The 21,961-nt window shown below is 38.9% G+C and carries 22 protein-coding genes; 11 read left to right on the top strand and 11 right to left on the bottom strand.

All coding sequences use genetic code 11. From position 1 onward, the window contains the following. Positions 1 to 19: 19 nt before the first annotated feature. The 7 genes from BKG94_RS07840 to BKG94_RS07810 form a co-directional block, all read right to left on the bottom strand. Positions 20 to 1,633 carry a type I restriction-modification system subunit M gene (locus tag BKG94_RS07840; RefSeq protein WP_077435962.1) on the bottom strand — a complete coding sequence of 538 codons (1,614 nt, stop codon included), beginning with the start codon at positions 1,631 to 1,633 and terminating at the stop codon, positions 20 to 22. A 45-nt stretch (positions 1,634 to 1,678) separates the two neighbouring features. Beyond that, a complete protein-coding gene (fic, locus tag BKG94_RS07835; protein WP_077435960.1) occupies positions 1,679 to 2,239 on the bottom strand; it encodes a protein adenylyltransferase Fic in 561 nt (186 codons plus the stop codon). Positions 2,240 to 2,251: 12 nt separating this feature from the next. Further along, a complete protein-coding gene (locus tag BKG94_RS07830) occupies positions 2,252 to 3,505 on the bottom strand; it encodes a restriction endonuclease subunit S (protein ID WP_077435958.1) in 1,254 nt (417 codons plus the stop codon). 303 nt (positions 3,506 to 3,808) lie between these two features. Then, positions 3,809 to 4,330, bottom strand: a complete 522-nt coding sequence (locus tag BKG94_RS07825; RefSeq protein ID WP_077435957.1) for a hypothetical protein — start codon at positions 4,328 to 4,330, stop codon at positions 3,809 to 3,811. Further along, on the bottom strand, positions 4,323 to 5,021 hold the full coding sequence (locus BKG94_RS07820; protein WP_077435956.1) for a DUF3800 domain-containing protein: 699 nt from the start codon (positions 5,019 to 5,021) through the stop codon (positions 4,323 to 4,325). Before BKG94_RS07820 ends, BKG94_RS07825 begins: the two co-directional genes overlap by 8 nt. A gap of 1 nt (position 5,022) precedes the next feature. Further along, positions 5,023 to 8,223: a type I restriction endonuclease subunit R gene (locus BKG94_RS07815; RefSeq protein ID WP_077435955.1), complete on the bottom strand. Its 3,201-nt coding sequence runs from the start codon at positions 8,221 to 8,223 to the stop codon at positions 5,023 to 5,025. Next, complete coding sequence (locus BKG94_RS07810; protein ID WP_077435954.1) at positions 8,220 to 8,792, bottom strand: restriction endonuclease subunit S; 573 nt, start codon at positions 8,790 to 8,792, stop codon at positions 8,220 to 8,222. Before BKG94_RS07810 ends, BKG94_RS07815 begins: the two co-directional genes overlap by 4 nt. A gap of 196 nt (positions 8,793 to 8,988) precedes the next feature. Between BKG94_RS07810 and hslV the strand changes: the two genes are divergently transcribed. Both hslV and hslU read left to right on the top strand, forming a co-directional pair. Further along, positions 8,989 to 9,516 carry an ATP-dependent protease subunit HslV gene (gene hslV / locus BKG94_RS07805; protein WP_077435953.1) on the top strand — a complete coding sequence of 176 codons (528 nt, stop codon included), beginning with the start codon at positions 8,989 to 8,991 and terminating at the stop codon, positions 9,514 to 9,516. A gap of 10 nt (positions 9,517 to 9,526) precedes the next feature. Next, entirely contained in the window at positions 9,527 to 10,861 is a 1,335-nt protein-coding gene (gene hslU / locus BKG94_RS07800) for an HslU--HslV peptidase ATPase subunit (RefSeq protein ID WP_077435952.1), read from the top strand. Positions 10,862 to 10,907: 46 nt separating this feature from the next. Here the strand turns inward: hslU and ypfJ are convergent, their stop codons facing one another. Further along, positions 10,908 to 11,738 (bottom strand): KPN_02809 family neutral zinc metallopeptidase, encoded by an 831-nt coding sequence (gene ypfJ / locus BKG94_RS07795; RefSeq protein ID WP_077435951.1) that lies wholly within the window; start codon positions 11,736 to 11,738, stop codon positions 10,908 to 10,910. Positions 11,739 to 11,909: 171 nt separating this feature from the next. On the opposite strand from ypfJ, the gene lysM reads away from it, so the two are divergent. The 8 genes from lysM to rplA all read left to right on the top strand — a co-directional run bounded on the left by lysM (position 11,910) and on the right by rplA (position 18,301). Continuing rightward, complete coding sequence (gene lysM, locus BKG94_RS07790; protein WP_077435949.1) at positions 11,910 to 12,350, top strand: peptidoglycan-binding protein LysM; 441 nt, start codon at positions 11,910 to 11,912, stop codon at positions 12,348 to 12,350. 218 nt (positions 12,351 to 12,568) lie between these two features. Continuing rightward, the gene (gene tig, locus BKG94_RS07785) at positions 12,569 to 13,867 is read left to right on the top strand and encodes a trigger factor (protein WP_077435947.1); all 1,299 of its coding nucleotides are present in this window, start codon (positions 12,569 to 12,571) and stop codon (positions 13,865 to 13,867) included. Between the two features lie 111 nt (positions 13,868 to 13,978). Then, entirely contained in the window at positions 13,979 to 14,560 is a 582-nt protein-coding gene (gene clpP / locus BKG94_RS07780) for an ATP-dependent Clp endopeptidase proteolytic subunit ClpP (protein ID WP_077435945.1), read from the top strand. A gap of 9 nt (positions 14,561 to 14,569) precedes the next feature. Continuing rightward, a complete protein-coding gene (gene clpX, locus BKG94_RS07775; RefSeq protein WP_077435943.1) occupies positions 14,570 to 15,820 on the top strand; it encodes an ATP-dependent protease ATP-binding subunit ClpX in 1,251 nt (416 codons plus the stop codon). 144 nt (positions 15,821 to 15,964) lie between these two features. Continuing rightward, positions 15,965 to 16,378 carry a preprotein translocase subunit SecE gene (gene secE, locus BKG94_RS07770; protein ID WP_077435941.1) on the top strand — a complete coding sequence of 138 codons (414 nt, stop codon included), beginning with the start codon at positions 15,965 to 15,967 and terminating at the stop codon, positions 16,376 to 16,378. A gap of 1 nt (position 16,379) precedes the next feature. Next, on the top strand, positions 16,380 to 16,937 hold the full coding sequence (nusG, locus tag BKG94_RS07765; RefSeq protein ID WP_018356870.1) for a transcription termination/antitermination protein NusG: 558 nt from the start codon (positions 16,380 to 16,382) through the stop codon (positions 16,935 to 16,937). A gap of 241 nt (positions 16,938 to 17,178) precedes the next feature. Beyond that, positions 17,179 to 17,607: a 50S ribosomal protein L11 gene (gene rplK / locus BKG94_RS07760; RefSeq protein ID WP_007241834.1), complete on the top strand. Its 429-nt coding sequence runs from the start codon at positions 17,179 to 17,181 to the stop codon at positions 17,605 to 17,607. A gap of 4 nt (positions 17,608 to 17,611) precedes the next feature. Beyond that, the gene (gene rplA, locus BKG94_RS07755) at positions 17,612 to 18,301 is read left to right on the top strand and encodes a 50S ribosomal protein L1 (RefSeq protein WP_077435939.1); all 690 of its coding nucleotides are present in this window, start codon (positions 17,612 to 17,614) and stop codon (positions 18,299 to 18,301) included. A gap of 208 nt (positions 18,302 to 18,509) precedes the next feature. Here rplA and BKG94_RS07750 read toward each other — a convergent pair whose 3' ends face one another. Genes BKG94_RS07750 through metN form a run of 3 tightly spaced genes read right to left on the bottom strand, consistent with a single transcriptional unit; the run spans position 18,510 to position 21,087 of the window. Then, positions 18,510 to 19,334 (bottom strand): MetQ/NlpA family lipoprotein, encoded by an 825-nt coding sequence (locus BKG94_RS07750; RefSeq protein ID WP_077435937.1) that lies wholly within the window; start codon positions 19,332 to 19,334, stop codon positions 18,510 to 18,512. A 36-nt stretch (positions 19,335 to 19,370) separates the two neighbouring features. Next, a complete protein-coding gene (locus BKG94_RS07745) occupies positions 19,371 to 20,060 on the bottom strand; it encodes a methionine ABC transporter permease (RefSeq protein ID WP_077435935.1) in 690 nt (229 codons plus the stop codon). After that, the gene (gene metN, locus BKG94_RS07740) at positions 20,050 to 21,087 is read right to left on the bottom strand and encodes a methionine ABC transporter ATP-binding protein MetN (protein ID WP_077435933.1); all 1,038 of its coding nucleotides are present in this window, start codon (positions 21,085 to 21,087) and stop codon (positions 20,050 to 20,052) included. The genes BKG94_RS07745 and metN overlap by 11 nt, the downstream gene beginning before the upstream one ends. A 172-nt stretch (positions 21,088 to 21,259) precedes the next feature. On the opposite strand from metN, the gene gmhB reads away from it, so the two are divergent. Further along, complete coding sequence (gene gmhB / locus BKG94_RS07735; protein WP_077435931.1) at positions 21,260 to 21,814, top strand: D-glycero-beta-D-manno-heptose 1,7-bisphosphate 7-phosphatase; 555 nt, start codon at positions 21,260 to 21,262, stop codon at positions 21,812 to 21,814. The last annotated feature ends 147 nt before the right edge of the window (positions 21,815 to 21,961 follow it).

The following is a 21,961-nucleotide window of genomic DNA, read 5'->3' as shown; positions in this document are numbered from 1 at the left end:
GCTTTTTGCCTCTTTTGTGTTATGGGAGTTCAATTCCTAGCAGTTTGAGCTGTTCGTTGATTTCTTTTTCCAATTGTTTTATTTCTTGCTCGTCTTGATTGAGCTGCTTTAGCACTTCGTTAATATCAATTTCCTCTTCTTCCTCAAAGGTATCAACATAACGAGGAATATTGAGGTTGTAGTCGTTCTCAATAATTTCCTCGATTGAGGCAACATAAGCATATTTTTCAACATTCTGACGGGCTTGGTAAGTCTCAATAATTTTTTGGACTTGTTCGTCCGTTAAACGGTTTTGATTTTTACTTTTTTCAAAATCTTGGCTTGCATCAATAAACAAAATATCCTTATTTTTCCGGTTTTTCTTAAAGACTAAAATCGTAGTTGGGATGCTCGTGCCGTAGAATAAATTTGCCGGCAGACCAATCACCGCATCTAAATAATTTCCTTGCGCGTTGGCGGTGTTATCACCAATCAATGCTTTACGAATTTTTCCTTCTGCTGCGCCACGGAACAGCACGCCGTGTGGAAGAACAATTGCCATGGTGCCTTGCTCGCCTAAGTGGTACAAGCTATGCAAAATAAAGGCAAAATCCGCTTTTGAGGCAGGGGCAAGTACGCCAAAGGGTTGGAAACGGGCATCTTTTAATTTCCGTTCGTGATTGTCCCAATTGGCGGAATAAGGCGGATTTGCCACCACCGCATCAAAACGGCATAAAGGTTGATCGATACCTTGTGCATCAACCCCATCCGGCCAATCGCTTTCCAAAGTGTCGGCATTGGAGAGCGTCATATTTTTATAAGAGACACCGTGCATCATTAAATTCATACGTGCCAGGTTGTATGTCGTCGTGTTCAATTCTTGCCCGTAATATTTAATTGGTTTCGATTTTGGCAATTCATTCCCTACGGTCAATAATAAAGAACCGGAGCCCATTGTTGGGTCGTAAACCAAGAAATTATCTTGATTATCCGCTACATCAAGCGTCACTAACTTCGCTAAAATTTTGGAGACTTGGTGAGGCGTATAAAATTCCCCACCTTTTTTACCGGCATTGGCGGCAAATTGCCCGATCAAATATTCATAAATTTCACCTAGGATATCCCGACCGTTATCGTCTTTATATTCAACCTCATCCACCAATTTCACAATATTACCTAAAGATTTCGCGCGTTCGTTGGTGGAATTTCCTAAGCGAGAATCCCCCAAGTTCAAATCATTAAAGACTCCGCGAAAATCCACCACCGCATCTTCATTTAAATTGGCATTCTGGTTGAAATTATCAAATAAGGTTTGATAATCACTTGGCATCACTTCAGCATTGTGAATTTTCTGCATTAATGAATCCCAAGTATCTTCAGGGTTAATGGCATAGCCAAGGCTGGCTGAAATATCCTCTAAATAATCTTGTAATTCTTCACCTGTGGCTTGGGCTACATAAGCGTCATTCACATTTTGTTCAGGTGCAAGGTCTAAAAGGTGGTTATCCACCAAATATTGTTCCTGATGTTTTGATAAATAACGATAAAACATAAAGGCAAGAATATAGTTTTTATATTCTGATGCGTCCATTGTGCCGCGTAGCTCATTTGCCATTGCCCAAAGTTTACCGGTGATGGTTTGTACATTACTCATTTTTTTGATTCCTCTATTAAAAATTCTTTATTTTTCAACCGCACTTTATTCTGCTTGTTCGTAATAATAAGATTGCTCAATACCCTTCAAGAAAATTTTGCGATCATCAATGCGATCCGTTAAGGCGTTTTGCAATAAAAAACGAATTTCCAAATCATTGATCGGGCTTCGTTCCATGGCTTGTAAATACAATTTTTTATCTACTTTTCGCCAATCTACGACTTTTTTTAGATTTTTCTTAAAAATCAAATCCAACCAAATTCGGGTAGAACGTCCGTTTCCTTCTAAAAAAGGATGGATAATGTTCATTTCGATATATTTTTCAATGATTTGCTCAAAGGTTGATTCCGGCATTTTTTCCACCGCACTTAATGCCGGTTTTAAATAAAGGGCATTGGCAAAGCGAAAATGACCTTTGGAAATGTTTAATTCACGAATTTCACCGGCAAAATCATACAGCCCTTGAAATAAATAGCGGTGAATGTCTTGCAAGCCTTTTACTGTCCCGACTTCTAAGCGATGAATATCGCCCGAATCATAAAGTCGATAGGCATTTTCTTTGCTTAAACGGTCAATTTCTCTGGTATATTCAATGGAATAAGTCATAATTTTCCCTTATTAAACAAATATTTGCTGTAAGAGTGATTTTTTCAATTTTTTCACGTTTTCTAACTTACGCTGATGAATGGTGATGTAGCGATCAAGTGCGGTGAAAAATGCGCCGATTTTTTGTTGTTCTTGTCTATCAATAGGGATGAAAAATGGCTGACTTTTTAATTCTGTCTGATTAATAGATGCTTGATTGACTGCTTGATTAGCATGTGCTTTAGCCCACTTTAATTTTTGCACTGTATTTAAGCTGTAATAAAGAAAATAAGGGATAATATTTTTATTGGCAATTATTCTTAATAGATTAATTCCATGAAATAACTCAATATTTTCTTCAAAAATGGCTGTTTTACCAATATGTTTTAAAGAATTTATATTACTAAATAATATATCTCCTTTCTTTAATAAATATTTACTTTCTGGTTTAATATTTGAGAAACCAACTCTAGTACTATTAACTACACCATCAGAGATTGTTTCAATCCTTGTCAATCGATAAAGACCATCGTATAACTCTGAATCTCCAGTAAATCCAGAGGTTATATTAGCCACATCCCCCAACTTCCTCTGTTCCCAAGCGTAAGTAAATTCAGGAAAACGAATCTCCGGAAATTTTTGATCATTTTTTGGGAACATTTTTTGTAGCAGCGATTTTTTCAATTTTTTCACGTTTTCTAACTTACGCTGATGAATGGTGATGTAGCGATCAAGTGCGGTGAAAAATGCGCCGATTTTTTGCTGTTCTTGTAATGAAGTTGGAATCCAATAAGTTAATTTACTAATACTTGACCAATTGACATAAATTTGTGTGTTTCCTTGAGATGAAAAAACAATCTTTTTTCTGATGTGGTCTGCATTCAATAACTGATATAAAAACATTGGTAAAAAGTTTTTAAGATCTACTTCAACTCTTTGAGTTCGTTGGTTATATACATAGGTATTATCTTGATCTATAAGCAAAACTCTACCAATAATATTCCCAGTACTTGTTTTATCATTTAGTACCATTGTTAAATCATTTTTATTAAGAATTCGTTTAATCGATTTTTCGGTTTTATTAATTCTAATGCCTTGATCAGTATAAGTACTATTTTCAGAATATGACCCAATACTAATTACTTTGTATTTTCCATCAGTTGTAAACTCATCTTCTAATGATGTTCCTGATGTTGCATGACCAAACTCCCCCAACTTCCTCTGTTCCCAAGCGTCAGTAAATTCGGGAAAACGTAATTTTGGTACAAGTTTTTTTTCGTTATTCATTTTGTTTTTCCTTAATAAAAGGTTAAAAGTGCGGTTGGTTTTCCGTTGATTTTCTTTTCCGGTTTTAACGGTTAAAAATCCATGTTATACTTTCGCCCAAGTGGATTGGGGGTGCCTGGTCGGCGTTATAGCCTTGGTGGGTTTCATCGAGGCTTTTCGCTTTTTAGGCTTAGGGAAAATGTTTTCATTGATCATAGTTTTTCCTATAAAAAATCTTGACAATGGTTCATCGATTGTCCGATAATGCTTTCAGCTCATCAGCCTATGACTGAAGGAGTTACGAGGTCGCCTTTCGAGGCGGCTTCAGCTTTTTTCGTTTCCTATAATATCCCAATATTTCTCATATTTTTTCTGATATTTCCTTCTTTGATGATTATATTCCACATAGAAAGCAGTCCACGGCAACACGAAATTTGTACGTTTTGCGACAACAACTACGTAACTGAAATCAGGCAAAGCAAGATGATAGCGCTCTTCCTTTCCTCTCATTTCTAGCCACCATCGTATTTTTGAATTTTCCGTAGGTTTTACTTCTTGAAATTCTTCAAAAATAGGTTTTAGCCACGCAATTCGTTCGCATCGCCTTATATCTGGTGTTCTTTCAGATTCATCTTTCCCTTCCGAAATCGTATGCCAGAATGTCGCACTTTTATCATTATAGGTTGGATGACGTTTTAAATTAACCGTATGCCCTGCAAATATCGGTTTTGAGCGTTCAAAATCTCGCTCAAAAATTCGATACACTGCGTTAAAATATTTTTCCCAATCCCCACCAAAATCCTCGAGCAACAAAAGATCAGGAAGCCAATTATTTTCATCACCCATAATAATTTCCTTCCCAATGAAATAAGTTAAATTTGCTTTCTGCTGGTAATGTATTTTTATTTAATGCGTATCCGGAACGTTCTTTTATACGATTTATAACTCTTTTTTTTCCTTCATTACTTGATAAATTACGGTGATAATAACCCAGAGCACCCAGTAAGAGATCGGCCAGTTGCAATTGTTCAACATGATGAGATTCAACAACTTGTACACGCTTGATAAAGCGTTGCTCAAAATCATAAGTACTATGGCATAAAATATCATGTAATTTTTTTACTTTAATGGCACTTTGCGTATCTTTTTTATCCAAATAAATAAATGAGTTTGCTTTAGGTATAAGTAGATTTTTTAAAAGTAAAAACATCATTTTGTAATACCACTCATCATGTGTTTGATTATAACTTTTATGATTAAGATTGGATTTATCAATAATAATTCCTCTAAAACTCAAATCATCATCATCAAAAAAATAATCAACAATATCTAAATAGAAACTGGCCTTAGCTTTTGATATTTTATTCCACTTAATTTCAAAATTAGGGTGAAATCCGTGCTTTATTTTTATTTCTCTCAATCTTTTGGCAATTTCTTTTGTTTTTTCAACTGGACAACGAATAGCTCCTAATACCATCACTGATATTTTATCATTGGGTAAATGGCAAGATTCATCACAATATATATTAAAATTCATATTATTCTCCTACATGTTCATCCGCCAGTTCATAAATCGCATTACGCAACTGATTGCGGTATTTCATTTTAGTGAGTTTTTTTACCTCGTCGTTTTTGGCAAGTTCAGGATAAGTGATACACGCTTGCTTGATTAAATCCGTCAGTTGATCATTATCATCCAAATCTTTTTGTTGGAATTGATGTTTAGCAAAAAGTTGACGAAGTTGGTCGTTGGTAATCACTTCCGTTAATCCCCATTGGAGACGGAAATCCAAGAATTGTTGATCTTGGTTGGCGTTATTGGCTTGTTCCACAATAGTAATGCCATCTTTTTTAAACACATCTTTTAATTTAAAAACACCGTTCATAATCGCTTTTGCTGCGCGGTTGATACGTTGGGCAAAACTGCGATCTTCCAATCCGTTGGCGAATTTTTCCAATTCTTTTTCCATTTCTTTGGCTTTTTCTGTGTCACCTGCCTGTACCTGCTCTAACAAGGCGGAAATTAATTCGGTGAGGTAGTCGTAATTAATTTCGACATCTTTCACATGGGTCATTTTAAGCTCAATTTGCATCACCGGCACATTTCGACTTTTGGCTAAATGGAGTTTGAGTTCGTTGGTCAATGTGTTGGTGAGCATACTTTCTTCTTCAGAGGTCATACCGAGTTCGTGAATGAGTTTGTCCGGGTTGCCATAGTCAAAACCGATGATTTCGCCGTTTTCATCTTCCGCAGAATATTGCTTCATTTTGGCGATATTGGCGGTATAGCTGCGTAATTGCTCAAACATTTCCCATTTTTTTGTTTCAGATGGTGGCAATTGGCTGAAGTTATCCGTTATTTCACGCAACTCTTCCACAACACGTTTTGTGTCTTTGAGCAATTCTTCGTATTTAGGCGCGGTAATATTGTCCTTAACATTCGTTATTTTTCGTTCTTCGTCAGATAACTTGGCGGAATCTTTGTTGGCATAAATGGACAACGCCTCATTCATTAACTTCTCATTATGAGCAGGCCAGCGGTAATTGACAATTCGTCCCCAAGGTTTTTCGCGCATATCCGCTACGCGATTGGTTCGAGAGTAAGCTTGAATAAGCCCTGCACCTTTTAAAGTGCGGTCAACATAGAGCGTATTTAATTCAGGAGCATCAAAGCCTGTTAACAGCTGATCTACCACAATGACGAGGTCTAAATATTGTTTGTCTGCCGCGGTACGATTTAAACGACTGGTGACATCTTGAGTATAAGCAGATACATCAGACATGGTGAAGTTAGTACCAAATTCGTTGTTGTAATGTTGAATTGCCTCGAATAATCCTTGGTTGGTTTCAAGCATGCTGTCGTTATTGCTTGTATTTTGACTAAAGGTCACGGCGACTTTCAGCAAAAACTCGCCATTTTCTGACCGCACTTTGTTTACCCGTTGGAACTCGCGGAAATACATCATCGCCATCGGCGTGCTGGCTTTGCCACCACCAACGTGGGTGGTCAATAAGGCATTATATCGACCACAATTGCGTTTGTTGTCCCAATTTGAACGGTTTTTCCAATGTTTGAAAATATCGGCGACAACCAATTTTACGTGTTCTTCATTTTCATCATAAAAACTTGGTTCAATATTGTCGTCCATATCTTGTTGCGTGAGATTAGCGATCTTTAAAGCAATTTGTTCTTCCGTCCAATGGGGATATTTAAGGCGATAGAATTTCGGAAGGTGATCTTCTTTCATGCTTTTTTCACTAATTGTGGTTTCAAAATCCACCTTGAAACCTAAGACATTACGATCAGCAATCGCCTCTCGAATAGTGTAGGCATGTAACAGTTCACCAAAAATATCTTCGGTGCGTAGTCCTTTTGTCGTTTCATCAAACATGGGTGTGCCGGTATAACCAATCCACGCAGAATGTTTAAACGCTTTTTGAATGCTACGAAAGTTTTCACTTCCGGTGGAACGGTGGGCTTCGTCCACAATAAAGACAATATTTTTTTCAGGAGCTTTAAAAGATGCACGTTTAACCAAAGTATCCAGTTTCTGTACAGAGGTAATAATTATTTGACTACCTTTGCTGTGCAGTTTGCGATTAAGATCCGTGGTGTTATTTGTGTCAAGTACGCTGCCTAGACTATCTTCACTCGCATCAGGATCATAAGCACGATAATTCTCATTTGTTTGAGTGGTTAGGGCAATGCGATCCACTAAAAACACCACTTTATCCACTTTTGGCGAACGACTTGCCAGCCAAGCGGTTTTAAAACTCGTGATGGTCTTGCCTGATCCTGTGGTGTGCCAAATATAACCGAGTTTGTTTAAGGCTTGATCAAAATCCGCTCGTTTTAATTTATCCATCACACGACGTGTGGCATAAACTTGATAAGGGCGCATCACTTTTAGAGTTTGCTTGTTTGGTGTGCCATCTAAAATCATATAGTTAGTCGCCATTTGATGTGCCATAGGGATACTCAGCATAGAATCAGCAAACTCTTTCCATTTATAAACAGGCTTGTTGTCCGATTGGCGTTGCCAGTTGAAGGCAAAATCTTTATTAAAACGATCTGCGGTAGTATTCGCCATATATTTCACGTTATTAGGTGTAATCGCAACTAAGATTTGGAGTGTAGAAAAAATATCGCTGTACTGATTTTCAGCAATATATTGATGCATTTGATTTAAGGCTTCATTAATATCCCGTGTTTCTTTTTTTTCTTCAATTTGAATAATCGGCAAGCCATTAATCAATAACGTGGTATCAAAACAGCGATTTTCTTTACCGGCGATCACTGCCGGACGTTTAATTTGATTCACAATTTGATACACCGTATCGCCTGCACCAATCTGTTTTTGGTCAAATACTGTTAAAAAAACATGGCGATCATCATCCAAATCAATTTCAATTTGTGATATGCCATTTGTACCATAAAGAAATTGTCCGGCGGCATAAGGTGTGGATAAATTGGAAATCGTTCGTTTAACTTGCGCAAATTCGACCGCACTTAAAGGACGCTCTAAAGTTTTTTGATTGAGTTTTTCTAAAATTTGTTTGAAATTTTCCCATAAATCTTCTGTCGTTTTAATATGGGGTTCATAACGCCAAAGTTTGGTGCGAACGATATAGTCCGCACTGGGCTCAGCGACCACATTTTCAGGGGCGGTGATTGTGCCGGTACAAAGATATTCAATTAAGGCTTTTTCAAATTTTAATTCAGGTATTTTATTTGTCATTTTGCACTCGCTTTTTCTAATTGTTTTAAGACCAGTAATTTTTCTAAATGAGCAACTCGTTGTTTAAGATGTGCTAATTTTTGCTGTTTAAAGTAAATATCTCCTATAAGATGTTGCTTTGATAAGGGAGGTAATTTAGGCAATTTGAGTGATTTAAGCTGTTTTGTCGTATATTTCAGCACTTGAGAGCCTTGCAAACCACTGGATAATTGTTTGTGAATGGAACGATTTTCGTTTAATAAATAAATCAGATAACTGCTACTAATTTTTGCATTTGGTACTAATTTGACATAATTTTGCGTGTATAAAAAATGATGATGTAATTTACTGATTTGAACGGCTTTTCCTGAAATTAAACTGAAAACAATATCGCCGGTATAGAGTAAGCTACTAATCCGATCAAAAGTCCTTATTTCTTTAGATGAAACCGGAGCATCCGATAAGCACAAATCTTGCTCAAGGTGGGCTTGGGAGTAATAGCGATAAACAGGTGCATTTGTATCGGTGGTTTCGGTTATACGGAACTGAGCCTGACCGCTATGAAGTTCCACAATATCACTTAATAACATATAAATGTGCCTTCTTTAAATTACATGATGCGAATTATAAACTGAATTTTTATGATTACAAGCTGTTTTTGTAATTTTTTAAAATTACAATTTTTATTATTTTCTCTACAAGAAGTAAATAATCAATTCATAGACTTGAATTTTCCAAATTCTGCCGCCATATAACGAGCAAGTTTTTTCAAAGAAGGACAGAAGAATGACAACAATCGTCAGTGTGCGCCGTAATGGGCAAGTGGTGGTCGGGGGAGATGGGCAAGTTTCCTTAGGCAATACCGTGATGAAAGGTAATGCGAGAAAAGTGCGCCGTTTATACAATGGCAAAGTATTAGCCGGTTTTGCCGGAGGGACGGCAGATGCGTTCACGCTGTTTGAATTGTTTGAGCGTAAATTGGAAATGCACCAAGGCCATTTGTTGAAAAGTGCGGTGGAATTGGCGAAAGATTGGCGAACGGATCGGGCATTGCGTAAATTAGAAGCGATGTTGATTGTGGCGGATGAAAAAGAAAGCCTGATTATCACTGGGATCGGCGATGTGGTACAACCGGAAGAAGACCAAATTTTAGCCATTGGTTCGGGGGGGAATTATGCGCTCTCTGCCGCCCGTGCATTAGTGGAAAATACGGATCTTTCCGCCCGTGAAATTGTGGAAAAATCATTAAAAATTGCCGGTGATATTTGTGTGTTCACGAACACCCATTTCACTATTGAAGAATTACCGAATTAAGGAAAAGATTATGTCTGAAATGACTCCACGCGAAATTGTTTCTGAATTAGATCAACATATTATTGGGCAAGCCGATGCCAAAAGAGCGGTTGCTATTGCACTGAGAAATCGTTGGCGCCGTATGCAACTTCAAGATCCGCTACGCCACGAAGTTACCCCGAAAAATATTCTGATGATTGGGCCGACCGGTGTGGGTAAAACGGAAATTGCCCGTCGTTTGGCAAAATTAGCCAATGCTCCTTTCATTAAAGTGGAAGCGACAAAATTTACCGAAGTGGGGTATGTGGGAAAAGAAGTGGATTCCATTATTCGTGATTTAACGGATAGCGCAATGAAATTGGTTCGTCAGCAAGAAATTGCGAAAAATCGAGCGAAGGCGGAAGATGCAGCGGAAGAACGTATTCTTGATGCGTTATTACCGCCGGCAAAAAATCAATGGGGTGAAGTTGAGAACCAAGATAGCAACAATAGCACGCGTCAGGCGTTCCGTAAAAAATTACGTGAAGGTCAATTAGACGATAAAGAAATTGAGATTGATGTTTCCGCCGGCGTTTCTATGGGGGTGGAAATTATGGCGCCTCCAGGAATGGAAGAAATGACAAGCCAGCTTCAATCTATGTTTCAAAATCTTGGAAGCGAAAAAACCAAAAAGCGCAAAATGAAAATTAAAGATGCGTTGAAAACCTTGATTGATGATGAAGCGGCAAAATTGATTAATCCGGAAGAATTGAAACAAAAAGCCATTGAAGCGGTGGAGCAAAACGGCATCGTATTTATTGATGAGATTGATAAAATCTGTAAAAAAGGTGAATACAGCGGCGCCGATGTTTCCCGTGAAGGGGTACAACGTGATTTGCTCCCATTGGTGGAAGGCTCTACGGTCAGCACCAAGCATGGAATGGTGAAAACGGATCATATTTTATTTATTGCATCCGGTGCGTTCCAAGTGGCACGTCCTTCGGATTTAATCCCGGAATTACAAGGCCGTTTGCCGATTCGTGTGGAACTTTCCGCCCTAAGTGCGGCTGATTTTGAACGAATTTTAACAGAGCCTAACGCCTCTTTAACCGAGCAATATAAGGCGTTAATGGCAACGGAGGGGGTGAATATTGAATTTACCCAAGAGGCGGTGAAAAAAATCGCCGAAGCGGCATTCCGTGTCAATGAGAAAACAGAAAATATTGGGGCTCGTCGTTTGCATACGGTGATGGAGCGTTTGATGGATAAAATATCCTTTAATGCCAGTGATATGAACGGTCAAACCGTCAATATTGATGAAGCCTATGTGGCGGAGGCACTGGGTGAAGTGGTAGAAAATGAAGATTTGAGCCGCTTTATTCTTTAATTTCATTATTAAACGAAAAGGTCTGGCATTTGCCAGACCTTTCTTTTTAGTTGAACGTATCACATTGGCTTGGATTGCCTGTTTGCAATCCTTTTCTAAACCACATCAAACGTTGAGCAGAAGTACCATGAGTGAAGCTATCCGGTACCACATAGCCTTGTCCACGTTTTTGTAGACGATCATCGCCCACCGCTTCCGCCGCATTAAAGGCTTTTTCTTCATCCCCTCGTTCAAACAAATCGCTTTTCACTGCTTGATTTGCCCAAACTCCGGCAAAACAATCCGCCTGTAATTCCAATTTTACCGAAAGTTGATTGGCAGTTTTGCGATCGGTACTTTGTTGAGCACGATGAACTTGCCCTAAAACACCGAGTAAATTTTGCACATGATGCCCCACCTCGTGGGCAATCACATAAGCGAAGGCGGAATCCCCTGCAGCCCCCAATTTATTTTTCATATCATTATAGAAAGAGAGATCGAGGTAAACTTTGCGATCATTGGGACAATAGAAAGGCCCCATTGCCGATTGTCCTGTGCCACAAGCGGTAGAGGTTGCGCCGTTGTAAAGCACCATAACGGGTTCTTGATATTGGTATCCCATTTGTTTGAAATAACTTCCCCAGACGGTTTCCGTATCCGCTAACACAACTTTTGATAACCCGGCAAGCTGTTGTTCCTCTTGGGTTTCCAATCGTTGAGAAGATTGACCCGAAAAGTCAGGTGTGCCAACCAATCCGGATAAATCCACACCATAATAAGCCCCCACTAATAAAATAATGAAACCCAAGATACCTGTGCCTTTTCCTCCGCCAAAATTGCCACCGGAGCCCCGTCTATCCTCAATATTTGAACTTTCTCTTCTGCCTTGCCAGCGCATAATCGCCCCTTTATCTGTCATTAAAAATTGATGGCATTCTACCAAAGTGCGGTTATCTTTAAAGCTTTTTTACTGAAAGATTTACAAGTTTTTACACTGTGTTTTATAGACTTCTTCATCATTTTTCAGTATCGTAGGGCGCAAGATTAACAACTGATAAAGGAATAAAAAATGGGCTTATTTGATTTTGTTGGCGATATTGGCAAAAAACTTTTCTCTAAAGAAGAAGATGCCTCGAAAGCGGTGACACAACACATCGCAGAAGATAATCCGGGTGTAGAAAATCTTTCTGTTACCGTTGAAAATGGGGTAGCAAATATCCAAGGCGTGGCTTCTACTGCGGCGGCATTAGAAAAAGCCGTATTAATGGCGGGAAATATCCAAGGCATTACTTCCGTTACAAGTGACGCAACCATCAGTAACGGCGAAAGTCTAGCTGCTGACGATACTTTCTATGTCATTCAAAAAGGTGATACCCTTTGGAAAATTGCGGAAAAAACTTACGGCAACGGGGCAAAATACACCGCGATTGTTGAGGCAAATAAAGAAGTCATCAAGGATGCAGATAAAATCTTCCCGGGACAGAAAATTCGTTTACCGAAAGATTTATAAGCACTTAAAAGTGCGGTCATTTTTAACCGCACTTTTTTAGGCTTTAAAATTTTGTTGATAAAATCGCCAAAATAAGTGGGATTTTGTTTGATTTATCGACTTTCTATCGACTGGCAGCTTTTATTTCGATATAATCTGCCAGTTTTTTTATCACCATTATTTTTAATAACGTGTTCGGTGTGAGTTTGACCGAGTGCAAAAATAAATTGAGGTTACAAATGTCATTAAATATTGAAACAACCCAAGGTTTAGAGCGCCGTGTGGCTATCACCGTTCCTGCGGAAACTGTTGAAAAAGCGACACGTGAAGAATTTAAACGTGCCGCAAAAAATGTTCGTGTAGATGGATTCCGTAAAGGTAAAGTGCCGGCACATATTATTGAGCAACGTTTTGGCGCATCAATTCGTCAAGATGTATTAAATGATTTATTGCCACGTCATTTCTTTGATGCAGTGATTGCGGAGAAAATCAATATTGCAGGTCGTCCGACTTTTGCGATTGAAACTTTTGAGCAAGGTAAAGATTTAGTTTTCACCGCAACTTTTGAAGTGTATCCGGAAGTTCAATTACAAGGTTTAGAAAATATCAAAGTGGAAAAACCAACCGTTGAAATCACGGAAGCGGATATTGATAAAATGATCGATGTGTTACGCAAACAACAGGCGACTTGGGCAGAAAGCCAAGATGCAGCAAAAGCCGATGATCGCGTGACCATTGATTTTGTTGGTTCTATTGATGGTGAAGAATTTGAAGGCGGCAAAGCCTCCGATTTCGTATTGTTCATGGGACAAGGTCGTATGATTCCCGGTTTTGAGGACGGTATCGTAGGTCATAAAGCCGGTGAACAATTTGATATTGATGTCACTTTCCCTGCGGAATATCATGCTGAAAACTTAAAAGGTAAAGCGGCTAAATTTGCGATTACCTTGAAAAAAGTTGAAAACATGGTGTTACCTGAATTAACGGATGAATTTGTGGCTAAATTCGGTCCTAATACCAAAACGGTTGAAGATTTACGCACAGAAATCCGTAAAAATATGCAACGTGAATTGAAAAATGCCTTAGTTTCTCGTGTGAAACAACAAGTCATCAATGGCTTAATTGAACAAAACCCGATTGACGTACCGTCTTCTGCTGTTGAAGAAGAAATCAATGTATTACGTAACCAAGCGGCACAACGTTTTGGTGGTAATGCTCAACAGGCTGCACAATTACCACGTGAATTATTTGAAGCGGACGCAAAACGCCGTGTTCAAGTGGGTTTATTATTCTCTGAAGTGATCAAATCAAACGAATTGAAAGCGGATGAGGAACGTGTGAAAACCATGATCACTGATATCGCTTCTGCTTACGAACAACCGGCTGAAGTGGTTGAATATTACAGCAAAAATGAAGAATTAATGAACAATATTCGCAATGTTGTGTTAGAAGAACAAGCAGTTGATGCTGTTCTTGCAAAAGCACAAGTGACTGAAAAAGCATCTTCATTTGATGAAATTATGAATCCACAAGCTTAATTTTCGTTGATTAAAAAGTGCGGTCGTTATTTTCAATAAAAGCGACCGCATTTTTATTTGTAGATGTTTCGGGTAGAATAGCAAGAATTTTTATACAGAGTAGGTGAGAAAATGGCTTTAGTTCCTATGGTCGTAGAACAAACTTCACGAGGTGAGCGTTCTTACGATATTTATTCACGTTTATTAAAAGAGCGTGTGATTTTTTTAACTGGTGAAGTTGAAGATCACATGGCAAATTTGATCGTTGCACAATTGCTTTTCTTAGAATCAGAAGATCCGACCAAAGATATTAATATTTATATTAATTCTCCGGGTGGTTCGGTGACTGCGGGTATGGCGATTTACGATACTATGCAGTTTATCAAACCGGATATTCGCACACTTTGTGTTGGACAGGCATGCTCTATGGGGGCGTTCCTATTGGCTGGTGGTACAGCGGGTAAACGTGTCGCATTACCGAATGCGAGAGTGATGATCCACCAACCGTTGGGCGGATTCCGTGGTCAAGCATCGGATATTCAAATTCATGCACAAGAAATTTTGAAAATTAAACATACCTTAAATGAACGTTTAGCTTTCCACACGGGGCAAAGCATTGAACGTATCGAGCAAGATACCGATCGCGATAACTTTATGTCTGCTGAAGAAGCAAAAGCCTATGGCTTAGTGGATGAGGTGTTAATTAAACGTTAAGGATTAAAGATGACAACGGAAAATAAAGATTTGCATTGCTCTTTTTGTGGCAAAGAAAAAAGCGAAGTGGATAAATTGATTGCCGGAACAGAAGGCTATATCTGTAACGAATGTATCGAACTTTGCCATTCTATGCTGGAAGAAAGTCATGAAGCGGATAGTGAAGATGAGGGAGAAAGTGCGGTTGAAAATGATGCCAAATTGCCGACACCTCATGAAATTCGCGCACATTTAGACGATTATGTAATCGGTCAGGATTATGCCAAAAAAGTGCTCTCTGTGGCGGTATATAATCACTATAAACGCTTACGTACCAACCATGAAAGTAATGAGGTTGAATTAGGTAAAAGTAATATTTTGCTGATTGGTCCAACGGGAAGCGGTAAAACATTACTTGCACAAACTTTGGCTCGTCGTTTAAATGTACCTTTTGCGATGGCGGATGCAACAACATTGACTGAGGCAGGTTATGTAGGCGAAGACGTTGAAAACGTATTGCAAAAACTTCTGCAAAATTGTGACTACGATACTGAAAAAGCAGAGCAGGGTATCATTTATATTGATGAGATTGATAAAATCAGCCGCAAGTCGGAAAGTGCATCTATTACCCGTGATGTATCAGGCGAAGGCGTGCAACAGGCATTGTTGAAATTAATTGAGGGAACGATTGCATCAGTACCTCCACAAGGAGGTCGTAAACATCCTCAACAAGAAATGTTGAAAGTCGATACATCAAAAATTTTATTTATTTGCGGTGGTGCATTTGCCGGACTGGATAAAATTATTGCTAAGCGTACTCAAACGGCGACAAGTATTGGTTTTGCTGCAAAAGTGGAAAAAGAGACCGAAGAACAATCACTGTCAAAACTATTCAGTCAAGTAGAACCGGACGATTTGATGAAATTTGGTTTAATCCCGGAATTTATCGGACGTTTACCAATGATCGCTCCGTTAAATGAATTGGATGAAGATGCACTGGTGCAAATTCTTACCCAACCTAAAAATGCCTTAACAAAACAGTATCAAGCATTATTCGGGTTAGAAAACGTAGAGTTGGAATTTACACCGGAAGCTTTGAAAGCCATGGCGAAGAAAGCGCTTGAGCGTAAAACCGGTGCGCGTGGTTTGCGTTCCATTGTTGAAGCCGTACTACTTGATACAATGTATGACTTACCATCCATTGAAAACCTTGAAAAAGTCATCGTGGATGAATTAACGATTGTGGAGAATGAAGCACCTAAGTTGGTTTATCGTACTTAGCGTTTACTTATACAAAAAAAAGTGCGGTTGATTTTTGGTTGTTTTCCAGCTTACTCATTTTTCAATAGGAAATGGGTAAAGAAAGTGCTACAATCGCACGTTCTTAAATTTATTCTTATTTCCCCTTTTTAAACGGATTCAATTATGGCAACTGAAATTGTTGATAAAAAGAAAAAAACAGAAGAGCCGGTAGAAGGTAAATCAAAAGGCTTAAATACGTTACTTTGGATATTGGTTGTGGTTTTCTTTTCTGTTGCAGCCATTGGCAATGCTTATTTTCAAAAAGATTATTCGACACCTGTTCGTGTGATTGGTGTGGCGATTACTCTTGTATTAGCCTTTGTTTTCGCCGCAATTACTAATCAAGGCACAAAAGCACGTAATTTCTTTAAAGAGTCAAGAAATGAAGCGCGTAAAGTTGTGTGGCCAACTCGTTCAGAAGCACGTCAAACCACTTTGATTGTGATGGGTGTGACTGTTATTGCTTCATTATTTTTCTGGGCGATAGATTCTATTATCGTATCAATTATTAACTTTTTAACCGATTTGAGATTCTAAAATGACAGAAGAAACAACAGTATCAAAAAAACGTTGGTATGTGCTACAAGCGTTTTCCGGTTTTGAAAGCCGCGTGGCATTGACTTTGCGTGAATATATTAAACAGCACCAAATGGAAGATCAATTTGGTGAAGTTTTAGTGCCTACGGAAGAAGTCGTTGAAAACGTAGCAGGTAAGCGTCGTAAAAGTGAACGTAAATTTTTTCCCGGTTATGTGCTTGTAGAGATGGAAATGAACGATGACACTTGGCATTTAGTGAAAAGTGTACCGCGAGTAATGGGCTTTATTGGTGGAACACCGGATAAGCCGGCTCCGATTTCTAAACGTGAAGCAGATACAATTTTAAATCGTTTAGAACAAAGTGCAGAGAAACCGCGCCACCGCAACGAATATCACCCGGGTGAAGAAGTGCGTGTTACCGAAGGGCCGTTTGCCGATTTCAATGGTACGGTAGAAGAAGTCGATTACGAAAAAGGTCGTTTGAAAGTATCGGTTTCTATCTTTGGTCGGGCAACTCCGGTTGAGTTGGAATTCGGTCAAGTGGAAAAGACACTCTAAGCCGGATATTTACGAATCATGACCGCACTTTGTTTTTAAAGTGCGGTTATTTTTTAGTGATTTTTTCGGTGTTTTAATTTGAATTGCTTGAAAAGCAATCGTCCTTTTTATATAATCCGCAACCTGTTTATAAGCCGTTTATCGGCTTATATTTTTGTATGGCACAGTATCTTTTATGATCGGTGTCGAAATCATCGGGGAGCTATTTATAGCGCTATGACCCAATTAGAGGAAAATTAAAATGGCAAAAAAAGTCCAAGCCTACGTTAAGTTGCAAGTTGCAGCAGGTATGGCAAACCCATCACCACCAGTTGGTCCGGCATTAGGTCAACAAGGTGTGAACATTATGGAATTCTGTAAAGCGTTCAATGCTCGTACCGAGAGCTTAGAAAAAGGTTTACCAATTCCAGTTGTAATCACTGTATATGCTGACCGTTCATTTACGTTTATTACTAAAACTCCACCGGCTGCCGTATTATTGAAAAAAGCAGCGGGTATCAAATCTGGTTCCGGTAAGCCGAACAAAGATAAAGTGGGTAAAGTAACCTTAGATCAAATCCGTCAAATCGCTGAAACAAAAGCGGCAGATATGACCGGTGCGACTATTGAGACCAAAATGAAATCAATCGCTGGTACTGCTCGTTCTATGGGCTTAGTGGTGGAGGAATAATACGATGGCTAAATTGACTAAAAAAATGAAAGCAATCAAAGCTGGCGTAGATTCTACTAAAGCATATGAAATCAACGAAGCAATTGCGTTATTAAAACAATTCGCAACCGCTAAATTCGTTGAAAGTGTTGATGTTGCAGTAAACTTAGGTATTGATCCTCGTAAATCTGACCAAAACGTTCGTGGTGCAACCGTATTACCACATGGTACAGGTCGTGAAGTTCGTGTAGCTGTATTCACTCAAGGCGCAAACACAGATGCTGCAAAAGCAGCGGGCGCTGACTTAGTGGGTATGGAAGATTTAGCGGAGCAAATCAAGAAAGGCGAGATGAACTTTGATGTAGTTATCGCTTCTCCTGATGCAATGCGTGTTGTTGGTCAATTAGGTCAAGTGTTAGGCCCACGTGGTTTAATGCCAAACCCTAAAGTCGGTACTGTAACACCAAACGTTGCTGAAGCTGTAAAAAATGCGAAATCCGGTCAGATCCGTTATCGTAACGATAAAAACGGTATCATCCACACCACAATTGGTAAAGCAAACTTCTCTGAAGAACAATTAAAAGAAAACCTCCAAGCATTATTGGCTGCTTTAACAAAAGCAAAACCAACCACAGCAAAAGGTATCTTCATTAAGAAAGTTAGCATTTCTACCACAATGGGTGCAGGCGTTGCAGTAGATCAAGCATCACTATAATTGCGACGAAGAACTTTGAAAAATTTAACCGTACTTTGTTATGCAAAGTGCGGTTTTTTATATCAAGGTTTAAGGGATTTGAGAGAGTATAATCTTTTGGATTTATTTTTTGAAAAAGTGGCTATTTCTAGTCCTAAAAAATAGGATTAGTTTTTGACGACTAATCCCATCTTTATTAATTAAAGAACCGCTTCTTTAAATTAAAAAATTACCAACCTTTTACAACCCCATCTTTGAAGTGCTTTTTAGCTTCTTCATACACTTCTTCGGTTTGATAAGCTTTCACGAAATCTTGCACGGCTTTACTGTCTTTGTTATCTGTACGCGCGACAATAATGTTTACGTAAGGCGAATCTTTATCTTCCACAAACACACCATTATCTTGTGCATTCAAGCCAACCTGACCGGCGTAGGTGTTATTTACTACTGCTAAATCAACGTCATCTAATGCGCGAGCAGCAATGGAGGTATCCACTTCGGTGATATTTAGATTTTTTGGATTTTCAACAATATCTAATACTGTTGATAATAGATTATTGGCATCTTTAAGTTTGATTAAGCCTTGTTTCTCAAGCAGAATCAATGCACGTCCACGATTGCTTGGATCGTTTGGCACGACCACTTTCGCGCCTTCTTGCAGTTCATTCAGATTCTTAATTTTTTTAGAATATCCGGCTAATGGATAAACAAAAGTATTTCCCACGATTACCAAATTATTTAGGTTTTTGGCTTTTGTGTCTTGATCTAAATAAGGTTTATGCTGCATTGCGTTTACATCTAAATCACCGGTAGAAACGGCAGTATTTGGCAACGCATAGTCGTTAAATTCTACAAATTGTACATCTAACCCATATTTCTCTTTTGCTACTTTTGCCGCAATTTCGGCCACTTGATGTTCCGGACCTGACATTACTCCAACTTTGATTTTAAGGGGGGTAGTTGCTGCGCTTTCAGTTTTTTTATCATCTTTACATCCTGTTAGGACAAGAGCAGATGCAAGGGCTGTAATCGTAAATAAATTTTTTAATTTCATAAGGTTTCCTCTATTTAGTTAAAAGTAAGTTGTGTTCTAACGATGATCCACTTTTTTCGCCAGCGTGTCACCGAGTTTTTGGCTGATCATTACGAAAAGAACAATGATAATGGTCGCAACCCAAGTGATGTAAGGCATATTGCGATATACACCGTAATTGATAGCAAGGCTTCCAAGTCCGCCACCGCCTTGTGTTCCCGCCATAGCAGAATACCCCACCAAAGTCACGAGAGTCAGTGTGATACCGTTAATTAGAGTTGGCAATGCTTCAGGTAAGTAAAATTTACGGACGATTTGCCATTTAGTTGCTCCCATTGCTTGTGCTGCTTCAGTCAGCCCATTTGGAATTTCCATCAGGGCATTAGCGGTTAGACGTGCCACGAAAGGCATTGCACAGATACTTAATGGAATAATGGCTGCAGTTGTGCCTAGTACAGTGCCGACAATAAAGCGTGTTACAGGTAACAAAATCAAAAGTAAAATGATAAATGGAATCGAGCGACCAATGTTAATGATGGTATTCAAAATAAAGTGCGCACGTTTATTTTGTAAAATTTCGTCTTTACCGGTTAAGAATGTCCATACGCCTACAGGCAAACCTACAATAACAGCCAATAACGTAGAGACAAAGCTGATATAGACGGTTTCATACGTTGCCGTTGCAACAACGCCCCACATCTGTGGCGTGAGCTGTTGGCTAAATGTTGTCCAGAAATCATTGAACATAACCGAGTACCTCCACGCGTACATTATTTTCCATTAAATAAATTTTAGTTTGTGTAATGGCATCTTCATCACCTTCCACTTCTGCGATGGTATAGCCAAATTTCACACCACCCGCATAATCAATTTGTGATGTTAAAATGCTGAGTTCCACACCAAATTTTTTTGATGCTTGTGACAGCAATGGTGCATCCACAGAACGGCCGGTAAATTCAAACTTAATAATTGGATATGCCTTACTGTGTTTAGGGGTATCGGTCAGGTTCTCCAAATATTCATCCGGTAAATTAATATGGAATGTAGAGCGAATGAAATCTTGTGCTAGCTCGGTTTTTGGATTTGAAAAAATTTCCCCGACAGTCCCTTGCTCCACTAATTGTCCTTTATCGATTACTGCGACTTGATCACAAATCTGCTTTACCACTTCCATCTCATGCGTGATGAGTAAAATAGTAATGCCCAAAGTGCGGTTGATTTCTTTTAGTAATTTTAGAATAGATTGTGTGGTGGCAGGATCTAATGCGCTTGTCGCTTCGTCACATAATAATACTTTTGGATCGCTTGCTAAAGCACGAGCAATGGCCACACGTTGTTTTTGCCCACCGGAAAGATTGCTGGGATAGGCGTCACGTTTCTCATTTAAACCGACCAATGTTAAAAGTGCGGTTATTTTTTCTTGGATTTTTGCTTTTGATGCGCCTTCCAATTCTAATGGGAGGGCAACATTTTCAAATACAGTGCGTGAGCTGAGAAGATTAAAGTGTTGGAAAATCATACCAATGTGGCGACGGGCATGAACTAATTCTCGATCAGAAAGTTGGGTAAGCTCCACCCCATCCACAATTACTGAACCACTACTCGGTTTTTCTAATAAATTTACGCAACGAATAAGTGTACTTTTCCCCGCGCCAGATGCACCGATGACACCACAAATCTGCCCTTTCTCAACATTGAGCGAAACATTATCAAGTGCGCTCAGCTTTTTTCCCGCTAACTCAAAAATCTTCGTAATATTATTTAGCTTAATCATATAAGCCCTTGTTCTCTTACTATTTTCAAATTTATTTCGGTATTCTAGACGTCTAGATTGCCGTGTCAATATATCGTGGGATCTTTTTTAGATGGATTGGTTATAGCTTATATTTGCTAATTGATAGAATTAAAGGGATAATTTTGAAAATTGGGGCAATCACAGAGTGAAAATGAATAAAGCAATTTTTTTAGATCGCGACGGTACGTTGAATGTAGATTATGGCTATGTGCATGAGATCGATAAGTTTAAATTTATTGATGGGGCAATTGATACGTTACGTGAGTTAAAAGCGATGGGGTATTTATTGGTGTTAGTGACGAACCAATCGGGTATTGCACGCGGTTATTTTTCTGAAGATCAATTTCTACAATTAACAGAATGGATGGATTGGTCGTTGGCAGAGCAAGGTGTAGATTTGGATGGGATTTACTATTGCCCACACCTCCCGGATGGTAAAGGGGAATACAAAGAGGACTGCGATTGTCGCAAGCCGAAATCAGGTATGTTGCTGCAGGCAATAGAAGAATTGAAGATTGACCCAGAAAAATCAGTGATGGTTGGCGATAAAGTGGATGATCTGAAAGCGGGCATCGGTGCGAAAGTGAAAACAAATATATTGGTTCGTACAGGAAAAGCAATAACGGAAGAAGGAGAAGCCATGGCTGATTATCTCTTGGATTCTATCGTGGAGCTACCTCGCATTTTGAAATGTTCAATTAAGTAGCAGAATCCAGCCAAATTTTATTCGATCCGTTTTTCTTTTAATCAAAAGATCATTTTTTTAAATTTTTTTGAAAAAATCCCTTGCGTAGCGTAAAAAAATCCCTATAATGCACCGCACACAACGACGCGCTGTTGTGAAGAAATGAAG

Source organism: Rodentibacter ratti (assembly GCF_002000485.1).
Classification (GTDB): domain Bacteria; phylum Pseudomonadota; class Gammaproteobacteria; order Enterobacterales; family Pasteurellaceae; genus Rodentibacter; species Rodentibacter ratti.
Note: the sequence above shows the minus strand (reverse complement) of the source record. Positions and strands in the feature narration are given on the sequence as shown.